Below are 14912 nucleotides of genomic sequence, written 5' to 3' on the forward strand. Positions count from 1 at the left end.
TTTACAGATGAGCACATCACAATAAAACTTACTTTGTATCCGTTCAGGATAGCGGCAAGGTAGTATAACCATAGAGTAAAAGTGAGTTTACAACAAATGGTGTCATCCCAGTGCTTGACACTGGGATCCAGCCTTTCCATAATCATCAAAAACATTGTATTTTAACGTAAAACAGCTATTTTTATGCTTACCAACTTAATAAAATTCCTGGATCCCAGTGTCTGGGCACTGGGATGACAGCAGTCCTACGTCATACCGCGATTCATTCGCGGTATCTCTTAACATAGATCCCGCTAACAAGCAGCGGGATGACGGTTGTCAGGGTGTCATCCAAGTAGCCCCTTTTTTCTGGATTCCAGACTGGAATGACAGCAGTCCTACGTCATACCGTTACGGTATCTCTAGATCCCGCTAACAAGCAGCAGGATGACGGTTGTCAGGGTGTCAGCTACTTAGATGAAACCCTTTTCCGGTGGAGATCACTATCAAATCACATAAGAGAAAACTAAGACCAATCACATTTTTTATCTTGCGGTTTTATTTGCAATATTGCTACCACACTGATCAACAAGCAGAAGACTATATAAAGCCCAGCAGCAAGGTTTGTTTGAGGAAATGTTACAGTCAACCAAATACAAACCATAGGAGTAAATCCTCCATGTAACGCATAAGAGATGTTGCGTGATAAGCTCACACCACTAAATCTAACATTGGTGGGAAAGAGTTCAGATGCAACTATTCCTATGGGAACTATACCTCTTTCTATTATAGAAAGAGCCATTACACTAAGCATAATTATAAGGTAATTTTTGTAGTAATATGCAATAGATAACGCAGGACAACATAGTGCCATTGTAATTGCTATAAATAAGATTGCAGTGCGCTCTTTTCCAACTTTATCAGCCAACATTCCAAACGCTATTGAAGATATCGGCATTAATACACTGGTTATAATGAGCACAATTTCGTTGATATATGTCGTTACATACACATCCACTGATGCTATTTCCTTTGCGAGTGTTCGAAGAAATATGGTAAATCCGACAGCAACATTAACAGGTACAGATATTAAAATAGCAAGTATAAGAGCTCTCTTGTGGCGCTTTATAAGCTCTATTATTGGCAAATCAGGTAAATTTCTTTGTTTTCGATTTTTTTCATATGCTGGAGTTTCTCCCAATGTGTATATGCTATACGCGCTAATTAATCCTAAAATAGCTGAGAAAACAAATGGCAATCTCCAACCCCAGGTACAAAAATCAGTAGTTTTTTTGCAGATAATTACTATCACCGCAGAAAGCAAGACACCAATGGAGCGACCACAGCCCATTATTCCAAAATACATTCCTAAGTTCTCTTTCCTACTGGATAAATGTTCTATAAGATAAACAGAACTTCCCTGTTCACCACCAAGTGCAATTCCTTGTGTCACATGGATTGCAAGAAGCAATATAGTAGAAATTATACCTACTTGATTGTGACTTGGAATAAATGCAATGAGACTTGATGGTATCGATATTAGCAAGATAGTAATTATTAATGCTATCCTTCTTCCATACCTGTCACCAACGTGACCAAATATGAATGCACCAAGTGGCCTTACAATTGCACCTAGCCCTACAATTCCAAATAATTGCAGTATGTTACTGTAGACATCTTTTGCAAAACAAAACTCTCTGCTAATTATGTTAATCAAATCAGTGAAGAGCATGTAGTCATACCATATTGCGATTCTGCAGAGTATGGTTGATATCAATACCCTTATTTGGTGATTATCCACTAAATTTAATTCGTAAATGTTTGCTTATTCTATTCTGGCTGCTTTTTGGGATTTTGCAACCTAAGCATGTGAAGTTGACTGTTTTATTATGGTGTGTGATAATTGAGATTGTTAAAATTTAGGTATTCACTGACCGTTCTTGTTATAAACACCAGAATAATAAGCTACTGATATTCTCCATCTTTTTTATCTTTAATCCATCATAGCTAGCGATGCAACAAAGCCATTCCAGTGTCCGCTACTCAAATGACATGGTGAGGCGTCATCCTGCTGCTCCTTTCTTGTCATCCCGCGCAGAATAATTAATCGTCATACCGCTAACAAGTAGCGGTATGACGATTGTCAGGATGTCATCCTAGTAGTGTGACACTGGTTCACTCTATAATGATTTCATCCCAGCGCCCTCTTCTTGTCATCCAAGTAGCTGACGCTGGTTCCTTTATGACGGTTTCAGCCCAGTGCCTTTGTTACTTCTTTTTCCCATTCTCATTTACTTCTTGTGCTTTCGCTCCATCTACTTGAGTACTAGGTAATGCTACATATGTAATACTACCAGCTACGAGTGCAGATGCTACTGCTATACCAATCATTACTAACATCTCTAACCTAACTGTACGTTCAAGTGCAGTAAATGCTATCAGTCCAGCAGCAAGACCCATACCAACAGTAGCGGTGTACCGTGCTCCATTGCCTTGTTTTGGTTGCTCAGTTGTTTTGTTTTTAGCTTCTAGTGCTTGTTTTTCTTGATCGAATTTAGCTTGTAATTCTGTTTTTTCCTGCTCAGCTTTCAGCTTTTCAGCTTCTAATTCTTCGCCTTTCTTACTTAATTGTTTTCTTAATTCTGTTTTTTGCGTATTAGCTGCACCCAATTGAGTTTGTAAGTCTGTTTTTTCCTTCTCTATCTGCTCAAGTTTATTTACTTTTTCTTGCATTTCATTTGATAGTTCATTTTTAGCTTCAGTTTTTAGCTTTTCGGTTTTTAGTTCAGCTTTTGCAGCCGTTATTATTGCTTGATCAGCTTTTAGTTCAGCTTTTGCAGCCGTTATTGTTGCTTGATCAGCTTTAAGTTCATCTTTAGCTTCAGTTTTTATTGCCTCATCAGCTTTAAGTTCATCTTTAGCTTCTGTTTTTAGTTTCTCTCTGAATGCACTTACTATGTTTTCTGAAGTTTCTTCCTCTTTACCTTCCAACACTCCTTTAAGGAAAACTCTCAGCTCTTCTTTTTTTGTAGCATCCAGATTATGACCATTCTTATCTAAAGCACCCAAAACCCCTGCTAATCTTTCAAATCCTATCATAACGAACCTCAATATATATAATTAACATTACATAATACCTTTAGAACCTAAGGTCAAGTAATATTTTTATCATAGCATAGAAAATTTATGTTCGTAAACAAAAAATTTTGGCGTAAAATTGCCGTATTTACTTAATTGTGCTATAGCTAAAGTAATTTAGGTTTATCGACAATCGTCATCCCGCTGCTTGTTAGCGGGATCTAGAGATACCGCGAATGAATCGCGGTATGACGGTTCGTGGCGGTATGACGATAACCTCGTCATACCGCTACTTGTTAGCGGGATCTATGCTAAGAGATACCGCGGCGGTATGACGGTTCGTGGTGGGATGACGATAACCTCGTCATACCGCTACTTGTTAGCGGGATCTATGCTAAGAGATACCGCGGCGGTATGACGGTTAAGTATCTTGCTACGTGTTAGCGGCTGAGATACCGCGAATGAATCGCGGTATGACGTTGCTAGCTTAAGGTTTAAAATTGAGAAATATTTATGTTAAAAGAAAAATACGGCTTTAAAGAAGTTGAAGACAAATGCAACATATTATGGGAAGGTAGTAAAGTTTATAAATGGAATGGTGAAAAGGATAACACTTTCACTATAGACACACCTCCACCAACAATATCGGGTAAATTGCATATCGGCCATATATTTAGCTATTGCCACACAGACTTTATTGCAAGGTTTCAGCGCATGCTGGGAAAAGATGTGTTTTATCCAATTGGGTTTGATGATAATGGGCTCCCCACTGAAAGATTGGTTGAACAAACCTATAAAACCCGTGCAAAAGAAGTTGGCAGAGAAAAATTTATAGAGATGTGCCATGAAGTTATTGAAAAATCAAAGCAAGAATTTAAGGAACTATTTAAATCGGTCGGCATTAGTTATGACTGGAGTTTGGAATATCACACGATCAGCAAGGAAACTGTGACACTTTCTCAAATGTCGTTTATCGATCTATATAATAAAGGGTATGCATATAGAAAAATGCAACCTATTCTTTGGGATCCGGTTGATAAAACCGCAATTGCGCAAGCAGAAATAGAAGATAAAGTTTTTGAGTCATCCTTAAACACGATAGTTTTCTCTACTCACGAAAATGAGCAGATCAATATTGCAACTACGCGACCTGAGTTACTTCCCGCATGCGTTGCAGTTTTTTGCCACCCAGAGGATGCACGCTATACCCATCTGATTGGCAAAACAGCCGTAGCGCCAATAACAAAGGAAAAAGTTCCAATAATAGCTGATGATAAGGTTAAAGTAGATAAAGGCACTGGGCTTGTTATGTGTTGTACATTCGGTGATGAGCTCGACATATATTGGCAGCAAAAGCATAATCTGCCGATGAAAATTATCATCGATCAGGATGGGAGGATGAACCTGCATACACCACATGGTCAGAAGGAAAGAGCATGGATCCCAGTGTCTGGGCACTGGGATGACACCATAGGGGCTACTCGGATGACAGGAGAAAGGGCTACTCAGATGACAAAAGAAGACGTCATTCCACCACACCCCGGCGTCATTCCAGCGCGTGACGCTGGAATCTACAATGAAATCAATGGATTGAAAGTTACAGCAGCAAGAAAGAGGATGATCGAAATCCTAACTGAGAAGGAGTTACTAATAGAAAGCACTAGCATTTCTCATTCTGTTAAGTGCGCAGAAAGGTCTGGTGCACCACTTGAGATATTGCCTACTTATCAATGGTTTATCAAGACCTTAGAGCAAAAAGCTCAAGTATTAGATAAAGTAAAAGAATGCAATTGGCATCCAAGCAATATGCGTAAACGCATGGAAGTGTGGATAGAAGGGCTAAATTGGGACTGGTGCATCTCAAGGCAGCGCTATTTTGGTGTGCCATTTCCAGCGTGGTATTCCAAACGTAAGGGAGAAGAAGGTAAAATTATTCTAGCTGAGATAAAGGACCTACCTATAGATCCACTCAAAGATTTGCCAAAAGGGTATAGCAAAGAAGAGGTTATCCCAGATCAAGATGTAATGGATACCTGGGCCACAAGTTCAATTACTCCTCAACTAAGTGCACTGGCAGTAAACAGTGAGTTTAGCTTACCAAATCATCGCTATAATACAATATTTCCTGCAGATCTGCGCAGCCAGAGCCATGAGATAATAAGAACTTGGGCTTTTTATACTATTTTAAAGGCACATTATCATGCAGATTCTTTACCTTGGAAAAACATTATGATCAGCGGTTGGTGTTTAGCCGATGATAAGAAAAAGATGAGTAAATCAAAAGGTAACATCATCACTCCTCATGTAATACTTGAAACTTATGGAGCTGATGTAGTACGCTATTGGGCAGCGAACTCAAGGCTTGGAGTTGATACAGTCTACTCTGAAAATATATTTAAAATTGGCAAGCGCCTAGTTACAAAACTTTGGAACGCTAGCAAGTTTGTTTCCATGTTCATGGAAAAGCATCAAGTAATGAGCATAAATTCTGCTCACGAGACAATAGATAAGTGGATATTGTCTAAGTTATACAAAGTTATAGAAAGAGCAACGAATAACCTATTACAGTTTGAATACTGCGAAGCTTTGGGTGTAATAGAGGAATTTTTTTGGAAGGATTTTTGTGATAACTACTTGGAATTAGTAAAAAAACGCGCGTACGGAAGCAGTGAAGCAACCTTAAGTGCAAAACAAAGCTTGGCGTATGTGTTAAATGTTATTTTGCGGTTATTTGCACCTTTTTTGCCTTACATTACAGAAGAGATATACCACCAGTTGTATAGTTATAATTCTGTACACAATCAAAGTAATTGGCCAAAATTAGAAGAGCTTATCTACGATAAATATTCAGAGGAAATGGGAGACAATTGCGTGCAGATATTAAACATTATCAGAAAGATAAAAGCAGATAATAATGTATCAGTTAAGCATTTGATAAAGAAATTAGTGATAAAAGCAGATCTACGAGAGGACAAATTGAATCAATCCGCGCAGAATGACCTACAAGCAGTTTGCAATGCGGAAATGATAGAGTGGATGCAGTCTGAGCTTGAAACTGAAGACGGGAAATACATAGTGAATATAGACTTATACTGATTTGTATAGCTTTACTTCCCTTGACATTTATGCTATTATAATACTTTAGTTGTGAGGGAATAATAATGGGGGATTTATATAATAAAGCCAATGCACCATATCTTATAGCTGGTGCTTTTGCTACTTTGGTATTGCTTGCATCTGGGACACTTGCTGTTGCCCCTTATGTTGAGTTCTTGTCTTCAGTTGCAGTCTTTAATGTAGCTCTTCCTGTTGCCTTGAGTTTATCTATACTATCTACTTTGATACTCGCACTTTCATGCAAGATGATTAGTAATAATAAGAAAATAGAGGTTGAGAAAAATAAATTTGCTGAAAAAGAGCAAGAGTTAGAAAGCGTAAAACAACAATTTGAGAGTAAGGTACAAGAGTTAGAAAATAAAATAACTCTAGAAAAAGAAGCTAAAGAAGCTGCAAGCAAAGAAGTGGAGGAATTGAATAATCAACTAAATAGATTAACTCGAGAAAAGCAAGGTTTAGATGAGAGAATAAAAAAATTGAATAAGAAAGTAAGTCAGTTAGAATGTGAAAAGAAAAATTCTCTTGATTTTACTAAAGAGTTACGTGATGAAAATACGAAACTAAATGAAAAAAAAGGTAATTTACAAGGTGAATTATGTGAGATGAAGAACAAACTGAGCAACTTAGAACATGAATACAATGACTTACCTTGTAAATTAAAAGAGAAGGTTTCTTCTCTAAATCATCAATTAACTATGTTAGAAAAAGAAAAGATACAATTAGAAACAGAATTAAGAAAAGAAGTAGAAGAATTAGTAGTGCAGTTAAGAATAAAAAGTGATGAAGCTTCCTCTCTGAAGGAGGAATTAAAGAAAAGAGAAAAAGAATTAAGTAACGACATAAAAGAATTAGAGAAGAAGTTATACCAGTTGGAAAGGGAAAAGAAAAGATTAGAAGGTGAAGTTAGTTATGAGCGTCAAGAGCACACTCGTTTTAAAAATGAAGTTGACAAATTAAGTACAAAGGAGAAAAAGCACTTATCTAAAATTGAGGAGCTGGAAAAGGAATTATTATCTTTAAAAGCAGACGAGGAAGAACTTGTTAATCAATCAATAAACGTTAAGGATGATTACAAGAAAAATGTAAATAAATTTGAAGAAAAAAAGAGAGAATATGTAACGAAAACAGTATTTACTGTACTCAGTGTAGTGAAAGAAAGAGTAGAGCAAGGACTTTTTAATTTAGAAGAACAAGACATGCAAGATACAGACCGTATACAAGAAGCAGTTGATGAATTTATGCAACCTATATATGAAAAGTTAGGTATAAATAATCAACTAGATATAAGCAGTGAACATTCATCAGAATTTGAAGGAACAGGTGAAAATAAGCTTGCTAATGGACTAACTTTCCCGAAACCACTTTCTCCTCGCACATCCACACCAAGAAGATATTCTAGAAAATCTCTATCTCCTAAAAAGGAAGATGAGGATGAGAATAAAGAAAATTCAGAGCAACTAAATCACGAAAATCCTAATACAAGTACCGGCAGCCCTAATTTATCGCTTTTTAGAGATGCAACAAATAATTCCTATCACACCTTAACGATGTAAGTGCAGTGACCTCCACAGATAAGAGAATCTTAACAAATATATACAAGACTGCTGAAGTTTTGTTCATGAGGGGAGGGGAGTAATGAGCAATTTGTTTAACAAAGCTAACACATTTTATTTTGTAGCTAGTTCCTTAGCTACTCTTACGTTACTTACATCTTTAGCGCTTACTGTAACTTCTAATGTGCCTCTTCCTCTAATTCTTGCTTTAGCTGCATTATCTGTTTTGGTGCTTGCACTTTCGTATAAAATAATTAGTAATAATAAGAAACTGGAAGTTGAGAGAAATAAATTCGCTCAGAAAGAGCAAGAGTTAGAAAATAAAATAACTCTAGGAAAGGAAGCTGAAGAAGCTGCAAACAAAGAAGTGAAGAATCAATTAAATAAATTAACTCGAGAAAAGCAGGGTTTAGAAAGCGAAATTGAAAGGCTAAATGAGGAAATAGAGTGGTTAAAGAAACAGTTAGAATCACAAGAAGAACTATATGATGAATCAGGAGAAGAACTGTATGATGAATCAGAAGGAAAAGGGGGAGATGAAAATAAAAATGAGGAGTTAGAAAAAAAGATAACAAAAGAAATAGAGGATCTAAAGGCATCCCTCAATATGACAAGTAGAAATATTGGTTTACATAAACAAAACAAAAAGCACTCATCTGAAAATTCTAATATTGATAAAACTCTTTTTAATAAAGCTCTAAAAGCGGAAAAGAAGTTCAACGAAAATATTAACAAGTACGAGGAAACGCTAAGCATGCTGGAACGAATTTCATTACAAGAAAATGCAGTACAAGAAGCAACTAATTCGGGAGTGTTAAATAAACTGTGTCAAACCGCATTTTTAGTTCAACTCAATTTTCAATCTGCCAGGAAAGAAAACATCAAGTTGAGAGATAGTTAATGCCCAATCATGTACAGGCATCGTCCACTTTTCCTCTGCCTTCTTTATAGCACAATATACCTGCTTATGCAAGGCATTTATGCTGGTAAATGAGCCTTTGGTCTTAGTGAATTTCCTAATTTGCCTATGTAGCCCCTCTATGGGATTGGTGGTGTAGATTATCCTCCTAACTGGACCAGAATACTTAAAATAACCAGACAAGTTTTCCCAATTATTCTGCCAAGATTTTATAACCATAGGGTACTTTGTGCCCCATTTTTCATCCAATTCCAACAGATAATTCTCGGCAATTTCCTTGCTTGAAGCTTGATATACCTTCTTTAAATCGCTCAAAAAACTCTTCGCATCTTTACTGGCCACATACTTCAGTGAGTTGCGTATCTGATGCACTATACACATCTGCACTTCCGCATTAGGAAAGACACTGTTTATAGCTGCAGGAAAGCTTTTCAGCCCATCAACGCAGGCAATAAGGATATCTTCTACTCCTCTTTCTTTGAGGTCATTTAGCACTCCCAACCAGAAGTTAGCTCCTTCACTTTCAGCCAAATAAAAACCTAATACTTCTTTTTTGCCATTTTGATCTATGCCTAATATGTTATACATGCATTTACTTACGCAATGCCCGTCCTCTTTGACTTTAAAAAACCATGAAAACTATCGGATATACAGACTGCAGCGGGCGACTACGCCATTCGTTGATTACTGGTAGCAATTTGTCAGTAATACTTGATATCTCTGCCACCGATATTTTGTGATCATAAATTTCCTCAACATGTGACACTATATCTCTATAGCCCATACCACTGGCAAATGTGCTCAAAATCTTCGTTTCAAGCTCTGGATGTAAGTTTGTTTGCCTTTTTTTGACTATTTGTGGTTCGAAACTTCCTTCCCTATCTCTTGGCGTCAAAAGTTCAAATGACCCTGCGCTTGTACGTAAAGTCTTTGCATTCCTCCCATTTCTTCGATTATTCTCTTCGCTTTCAGCCGACAAGTGGTTTTCTATTTCACCTTCCAGGCTTACCTCCAGCAACTTTTTTATAAACGGTGTTAATGCTCCATCTCTTCCTGTCAACGGTCTTCCTTCTCGTATAGACGACAGGATATTTGTTTCTAATTCTTTATAATCTACCAAACCGGTAGTTCTGTTTACTACTTTCTGACTCATTGTCAAACCTCCATTTTTTTATATCAATTTATTACTTTTTTTTCGGTTTGACACAGTTTATTTAACACTCCCTTTGTTGTGCAACTTACTTTAGTATGAAATTGCTTGCGTAAGATTTTGGCAGCCTCTTAACATTTTTTGGCATTTCAATTACGTATTTAACGTTGCGTTTTTTTGCGTAGAATACTGCTTTTTCAAGAGAATCAAACTTTAATACAATCTGTTTTTTTGGATCTTTTGAGCCAACCCACCCCATTAAAGGTTCAATGTAGTAAGAACCAGATTCAATTTTTAGGTGCCAGAGATTTGTATTACCTAAACCAGATTGTGTTGCAGTTTTTGTTGGTTTATAAATCCTAAAAACTACTTTATCATCAATGCCCATAGTTCTTGTTAAATAAGCTTAAATATACATCTAAATAAATCCTTTCACAAACAATTAGTATGAAAGAATGAAGTTTGAAATAAATATTTTTATGTTATATTATTATTAAATTATATTAAAAGGATTAGCTGAATAGGAGTAATCGATGACGCAACAAGAAATAGTAACAATTAATGCAGAGTTACGTGATATAACAAAAACAAAAGCGATGCATTCTCTAAGGAAGAAAGGAAACATCCCTGGAATCATATATGGAAAGGGTCATGATAATGTAAATTTAACATTGTCTGCAAAGGAATTCACGAAGCAATATAAATCAGGCTCTCTTTCTGCACATTTGATAGAGCTGAATATTTCGGGCAAAAAGGAATATGCTCTTGTTCGCGATATCCAATTGCATGTAGTAAAGGATACTGTGCAACATGTTGATTTTCAATTTGTTGATAAAGGCAGCGAAATTAAAATAGAAATACCTCTATCATTTGTGAATGAAAGTAAAGCTCCAGGGATCAAGTTAGGTGGAGTGCTTAATGTTTTGTGTCGTTCTATTGCTGTTAAATGCTCTCCTGATAAAATACCTCAGGTTATTGAAGTTGATTTATCCGGTAAAATGATTGGCCAGTCTATACATATTAATGATGTAAAATTACCAGAAGGTGTTAAGTTTGTAGCTCATGAAGAAGAAAATTTTACTATTGTTACAATTTCTGCTGCCGATAGTGACGTTGAAGAACCTCAAGCAGAAACAGAGTAATAGTGCATCTGATAGTTGGACTTGGTAACCCTGGTGGTCAATATGAGTTAACTCATCATAATATCGGCTTCATCGTAGTTGATAAAATTTACAAATATTGGAATTTCCAGTCGTTTTCTAAAAAAGCCGATTATCTAATAACCTCTGGCATAATTAATGATAATAAAATCATGTTAATAAAGCCTTATTCATTTATGAATAATTCAGGCATCCCTGTTGCAAAAATACGAAACTTTTACAAATTATCGCTAGATAATATCGTTGTCATACACGATGACGCTGATTTGGAAATTGGAAGAATAAAAATAAAGAAAGGTGGTAGCTCTGCTGGACATAATGGACTTAAATCCATAGATAGTTTTATTGGTAATGATTATTGGCGCTTGAGATTTGGAGTGGGTAGACCTGAAGATGAAAAAAGCTTAGCAGATTATGTATTATCAAAATTTTCAAATTTTGATAACGTTACTCCCTTAGTGGAAAAAATAGCAAAAAATATACACTTAATGCTGCAAGGAGATAATACAGCTTTTATCAATTTGATTGTATAATATTATGAAACACAAAACTAAATTTCACACAATTAAAATAACAGATTTCTTGTACTACCTCCCAAGCCACAACTGTCATTCAGTGGAAACAAAAAACTTCCTTGACAAACTCCGCCAGCCCCCTTATTATGACAATAAGGGTATTTATGACTCAAAACTTGTTTTTGACCTGCAGGCTCAATGACAAAATTCAGTAAAAAACTTAGGGTATTTTTTGGCGGATTACATAAAATTATAGCGGCTGCATGTCTTTTAAATTTTTTCTACATTCAGCCAAATCGCGCTTATTTTAAGCGTTAGCACATTATTACAGCGCCAGTTTAAATTATTATAGGGTCAAAACTCGCACCACGGGAGTTCTTTGCCTTTTTTTTCGTTTGGTAAATTTCTTAATATTTATGGCTTGGGTTAGTTACAAATTAAGAGCAATATTCACTAGGGAGGATGTCATCCGAGTAGCTTGACTACTTGGATCCAGGAAAGTTTGCTTGTGAGCAAGCAAACTATAGCTAACCCAAGTAAGGTTTCCCCGAGTGCTAAAATCAATAGCCGAATTGATATCGGGCCAAAAGTTCTGCAGAGCTTTTCTTATGGCATGCTTGATGGCAAACCATAACTTTTCAATTGGATTTAAATCCGGCGAGTATCTTTGTCTTTGCACATATTGCCAAATTTTTCAATTATCTTTTCTCTTGATTATCTTCTCCATAGTCATTTTTTTCTCGTCTACTACTTTCAAAACACGTTCCCTCAGATCCTCACTTTGGCATCATTCTACCTTATCTAAAGCCATTTTATACCTTTTTATCCCTTCTGGGGTAACCTTTTTTCAGTTAGCTATATAACCCTAATTATGAATTAACAGACAGTAGAATCGAAAGATTATTACAAGGAAAAGTCTACACAGATCGACCTTTTTGTGAATCTGCGTTTCTGCTTTCTTCAACTTGTTTTGCAAAAGATGTTTCCTGTTTGCTGATATGCTGAAGTGGCTTAGCAATTTCGCGCACAACGGCAGTAACTGCTGTTAAAAATGTTTTTAACAATGCACCTAAAGCTCCACCAACTGCTTCCCTGCCATATATATGAGCTTGCTTTTCGTTATCGTCAGCAGTTTCTCCTGCTCTCCTTCTTGGATCCATCCTATGAGCAATCACCGAAAACAACACTCCCCTGATTGAAGACTTCACTCGTTTTTTTGCTTCATCATCATGTGCTGTTTCATGTCCATGACTTAAGTGTTTAGCGTTCATTAGCTCCTTTTGTTGCTGGGCAAACATGCTACTTAATACTTCTTCTATTGCTTGCTTCCTTCTTTTCTCTCTAACCCTTTTCATAGATTCTGATTTATCGCGAGTATGCTTTGTGGTTTCAAATTCTGCATCAATATCTTCAGACGCAGCCTGACTATATAAAGTCTCTATGAGCCTGTCTATGCTTCGCTTTATTTGCATAGTCCTTTCGTAACTATCCAAATTATCAATTCCTTCGTCGATCTGATTTAGAATATCCTCAAAAACTTTTAAATAGTCTTGAATATACTGTATTATGTATTGCTTATCTTCCTCTTTATATTGTTCTTCTTGATTTTCATTTTCTAAACTTCTCTCTCTTCTGTCATTGTTATTTTCTTCAATATTACCACCGTCTTCCTCGAAAAGGTTTTCGTCGTTCATGATTTTTTTTAATTTAGTTAAAATTCTCACCAGTTACTATTGTATATGAAAAAATTAAATTAACATTAATGAAAAGCGTTTACAACTTCAGCACTCGCTAAAATTACAGTAAAACTGTCAAAAGCAGCGGGGTCATAATATCTCTCATACAGTTCAACTGAACACCGTAATCTGATCTTTTCCTTAGTGTTAAAATTAATTTCATAATCATTATTAGAGTTTAATATAGCAGAATTACGTAATAATTCATCAGCTAATACAGAGTCTAAAATTCCATTAATTTTTATCGTAATGTGTCTGCTTCCAGCACAATCGAGCACTTTTCTCCAGCCAAAAGAAGAAATATCTTTCACCTCTTCTCTGTTATTACGCAAAGTAAACCTTAGGTTTCGTATATTATTTAACACAATAAAATTATTGTCATGATCTTTAATTTTTAGCTGTAATTTGCTCATTATCGCCTCCTTTCATTAAAATATCAAAATTAATTGTTGAATGTAAAATTTCATCGTGCTGACTAATAGCACAATTACTTTCCAAAATAGTTTCATTATCAGAATATTTAATACTCTTAAGTATCAAGTTAATATGCCTTATAATGGCAAACATACTGCCTATATGATGGGTATATATGTCGCATGAAAATCTTGCCTTTGTAGCAAAATTGGACAGCATGTGCAGATTATTATAATTCACTACATGCAATCTCAGGTAAGGAATGGTGACCTGTTTAGGTAAGTAGTCATAAATGTTAGTAACATATTTCCTTAAATCAGAGTTTGCTTTTAGTGCTGCATAAATACTATTGTACAACTCGTTTATAGCTTGAATTTTTTCCATGATTAATCCTCGAAAGATATATAGCTAAAACATAAGCAGCGTTTCCCGATACAAACTCGTCATCCCGCTGCTTGTTAGCGGGATCTATGTGAGATACCGTGACGGTATGACGTAGGACTGCTGTCATTCCGCTACGTGTTAGCGGCTGAGATACCGCGGCGGTATGACGGTATTTATCTCGTCATCCCGCTGCTTGTTAGCGGGATCTATGTGAGATACCGTGACGGTATGACGTAGGTAGCCCAGTTTGGATGACAAGAAAGAGCTACAAAACAACCTTTGGTTCGCGAAATGGAGAATACACCTTCTTCACTTCAGACAAATGGCTACTTACCCCCGATTCACGATCTTTGTAAATAGCAGAAACATGCCGCATAATACCTAGTTTTATCTGCTCAGGAACATTGTCATAGCCAGCCTCGTATACAACATCAACTCTTATTGCATTCAAATAATTGAAAAACTCAACGTAGCCCCCTACATCACTAAAATAATACTTAAGTGTTCTCTTCTCTTGACCTTTAGACATCATTGCAGTAGCCAATACTATCTTACTCACAGGGCCATAGCTTAAATAGATCCTACGAGGTACATAATCTTCATATGAAACTTGCCATGTTTGTTTCACCAGTGACTTTTCCATATGCCACTCAGCATAATCAGTTGCCATAAAAATTAGATCTGAAATCAACTTATCATCTTGATCGTTCTCAATGCGTAAAAAAGATTTAACCTCTTCTAAAGTAACTGGAAAAGATTCAGGCTTAGATTTACGTTGCACATGTATTCTTGGTGAAGTAGATCTTGTTGACATGATAACCCTCCTTATAAATATATTTTTGTCATTCTAACGCTCCTTATTTTGTCATCCCAGCACCTTCTTCTGTCATCCCAGTGTCACGCACTG

12 protein-coding genes and 2 pseudogenes are annotated in these 14912 nt (G+C 36.2%); 5 read left to right on the forward strand and 9 right to left on the reverse strand.

Annotated elements, in window-relative coordinates; translation table 11 throughout:
• Nucleotides 1-505: 505 nt before the first annotated feature.
• Together AAGD68_RS03015 and AAGD68_RS03020 are read right to left on the reverse strand one after the other, a co-directional pair.
• Nucleotides 506-1780, reverse strand: a complete 1275-nt coding sequence (locus AAGD68_RS03015; protein WP_253308905.1) for an MFS transporter — start codon at nucleotides 1778-1780, stop codon at nucleotides 506-508.
• A 467-nt stretch (nucleotides 1781-2247) separates the two neighbouring features.
• Nucleotides 2248-3078, reverse strand: a complete 831-nt coding sequence (locus tag AAGD68_RS03020) for a hypothetical protein (RefSeq protein ID WP_341814366.1) — start codon at nucleotides 3076-3078, stop codon at nucleotides 2248-2250.
• A gap of 492 nt (nucleotides 3079-3570) precedes the next feature.
• Here AAGD68_RS03020 and AAGD68_RS03025 point away from each other — a divergent pair, with 492 nt between their 5' ends.
• From AAGD68_RS03025 to AAGD68_RS03035, 3 genes are all read left to right on the forward strand, one after another.
• Nucleotides 3571-6153, forward strand: coding sequence for a valine--tRNA ligase (locus AAGD68_RS03025; RefSeq protein WP_341814367.1), 2583 nt, complete (start codon nucleotides 3571-3573; stop codon nucleotides 6151-6153).
• Nucleotides 6154-6218: 65 nt separating this feature from the next.
• Complete coding sequence (locus AAGD68_RS03030) at nucleotides 6219-7727, forward strand: hypothetical protein (RefSeq protein ID WP_265044917.1); 1509 nt, start codon at nucleotides 6219-6221, stop codon at nucleotides 7725-7727.
• An 82-nt stretch (nucleotides 7728-7809) separates the two neighbouring features.
• The gene (locus tag AAGD68_RS03035) at nucleotides 7810-8628 is read left to right on the forward strand and encodes a hypothetical protein (protein WP_253307326.1); all 819 of its coding nucleotides are present in this window, start codon (nucleotides 7810-7812) and stop codon (nucleotides 8626-8628) included.
• Here the strand turns inward: AAGD68_RS03035 and AAGD68_RS03040 are convergent.
• Nucleotides 8569-9799, reverse strand: a pseudogene (locus AAGD68_RS03040) (IS256-like element ISWpi15 family transposase). The gene AAGD68_RS03035 and the pseudogene AAGD68_RS03040 overlap by 60 nt on opposite strands.
• Before the next feature lie 85 nt (nucleotides 9800-9884).
• Nucleotides 9885-10184: an ETC complex I subunit gene (locus AAGD68_RS03045; protein ID WP_253309377.1), complete on the reverse strand. Its 300-nt coding sequence runs from the start codon at nucleotides 10182-10184 to the stop codon at nucleotides 9885-9887.
• A 145-nt stretch (nucleotides 10185-10329) separates the two neighbouring features.
• Here AAGD68_RS03045 and AAGD68_RS03050 point away from each other — a divergent pair, with 145 nt between their 5' ends.
• On the forward strand, nucleotides 10330-10938 hold the full coding sequence (locus AAGD68_RS03050; protein ID WP_265044915.1) for a 50S ribosomal protein L25/general stress protein Ctc: 609 nt from the start codon (nucleotides 10330-10332) through the stop codon (nucleotides 10936-10938).
• A 2-nt stretch (nucleotides 10939-10940) separates the two neighbouring features.
• The gene (gene pth, locus AAGD68_RS03055; RefSeq protein ID WP_253309378.1) at nucleotides 10941-11489 is read left to right on the forward strand and encodes an aminoacyl-tRNA hydrolase; all 549 of its coding nucleotides are present in this window, start codon (nucleotides 10941-10943) and stop codon (nucleotides 11487-11489) included.
• Between the two features lie 544 nt (nucleotides 11490-12033).
• Here the strand turns inward: pth and AAGD68_RS06760 are convergent.
• The 5 genes and pseudogenes from AAGD68_RS06760 to AAGD68_RS03080 all read right to left on the reverse strand — a co-directional run.
• Nucleotides 12034-12135, reverse strand: a pseudogene (locus AAGD68_RS06760) (IS630 family transposase); the annotation flags it as partial.
• A gap of 253 nt (nucleotides 12136-12388) precedes the next feature.
• Nucleotides 12389-13165, reverse strand: a complete 777-nt coding sequence (locus tag AAGD68_RS03065; protein WP_253309379.1) for a hypothetical protein — start codon at nucleotides 13163-13165, stop codon at nucleotides 12389-12391.
• A gap of 65 nt (nucleotides 13166-13230) precedes the next feature.
• Nucleotides 13231-13620: a phage tail tube protein gene (locus AAGD68_RS03070; RefSeq protein ID WP_182159821.1), complete on the reverse strand. Its 390-nt coding sequence runs from the start codon at nucleotides 13618-13620 to the stop codon at nucleotides 13231-13233.
• Nucleotides 13595-14005: a DUF3168 domain-containing protein gene (locus AAGD68_RS03075; RefSeq protein ID WP_253309381.1), complete on the reverse strand. Its 411-nt coding sequence runs from the start codon at nucleotides 14003-14005 to the stop codon at nucleotides 13595-13597. The genes AAGD68_RS03070 and AAGD68_RS03075 overlap by 26 nt, the downstream gene beginning before the upstream one ends.
• A gap of 265 nt (nucleotides 14006-14270) precedes the next feature.
• Complete coding sequence (locus tag AAGD68_RS03080) at nucleotides 14271-14819, reverse strand: head-tail connector protein (protein ID WP_264688316.1); 549 nt, start codon at nucleotides 14817-14819, stop codon at nucleotides 14271-14273.
• Nucleotides 14820-14912: the final 93 nt, after the last annotated feature.

Source organism: Wolbachia endosymbiont (group A) of Machimus atricapillus (assembly GCF_964027095.1).
Taxonomy (GTDB): Bacteria; Pseudomonadota; Alphaproteobacteria; order Rickettsiales; family Anaplasmataceae; genus Wolbachia.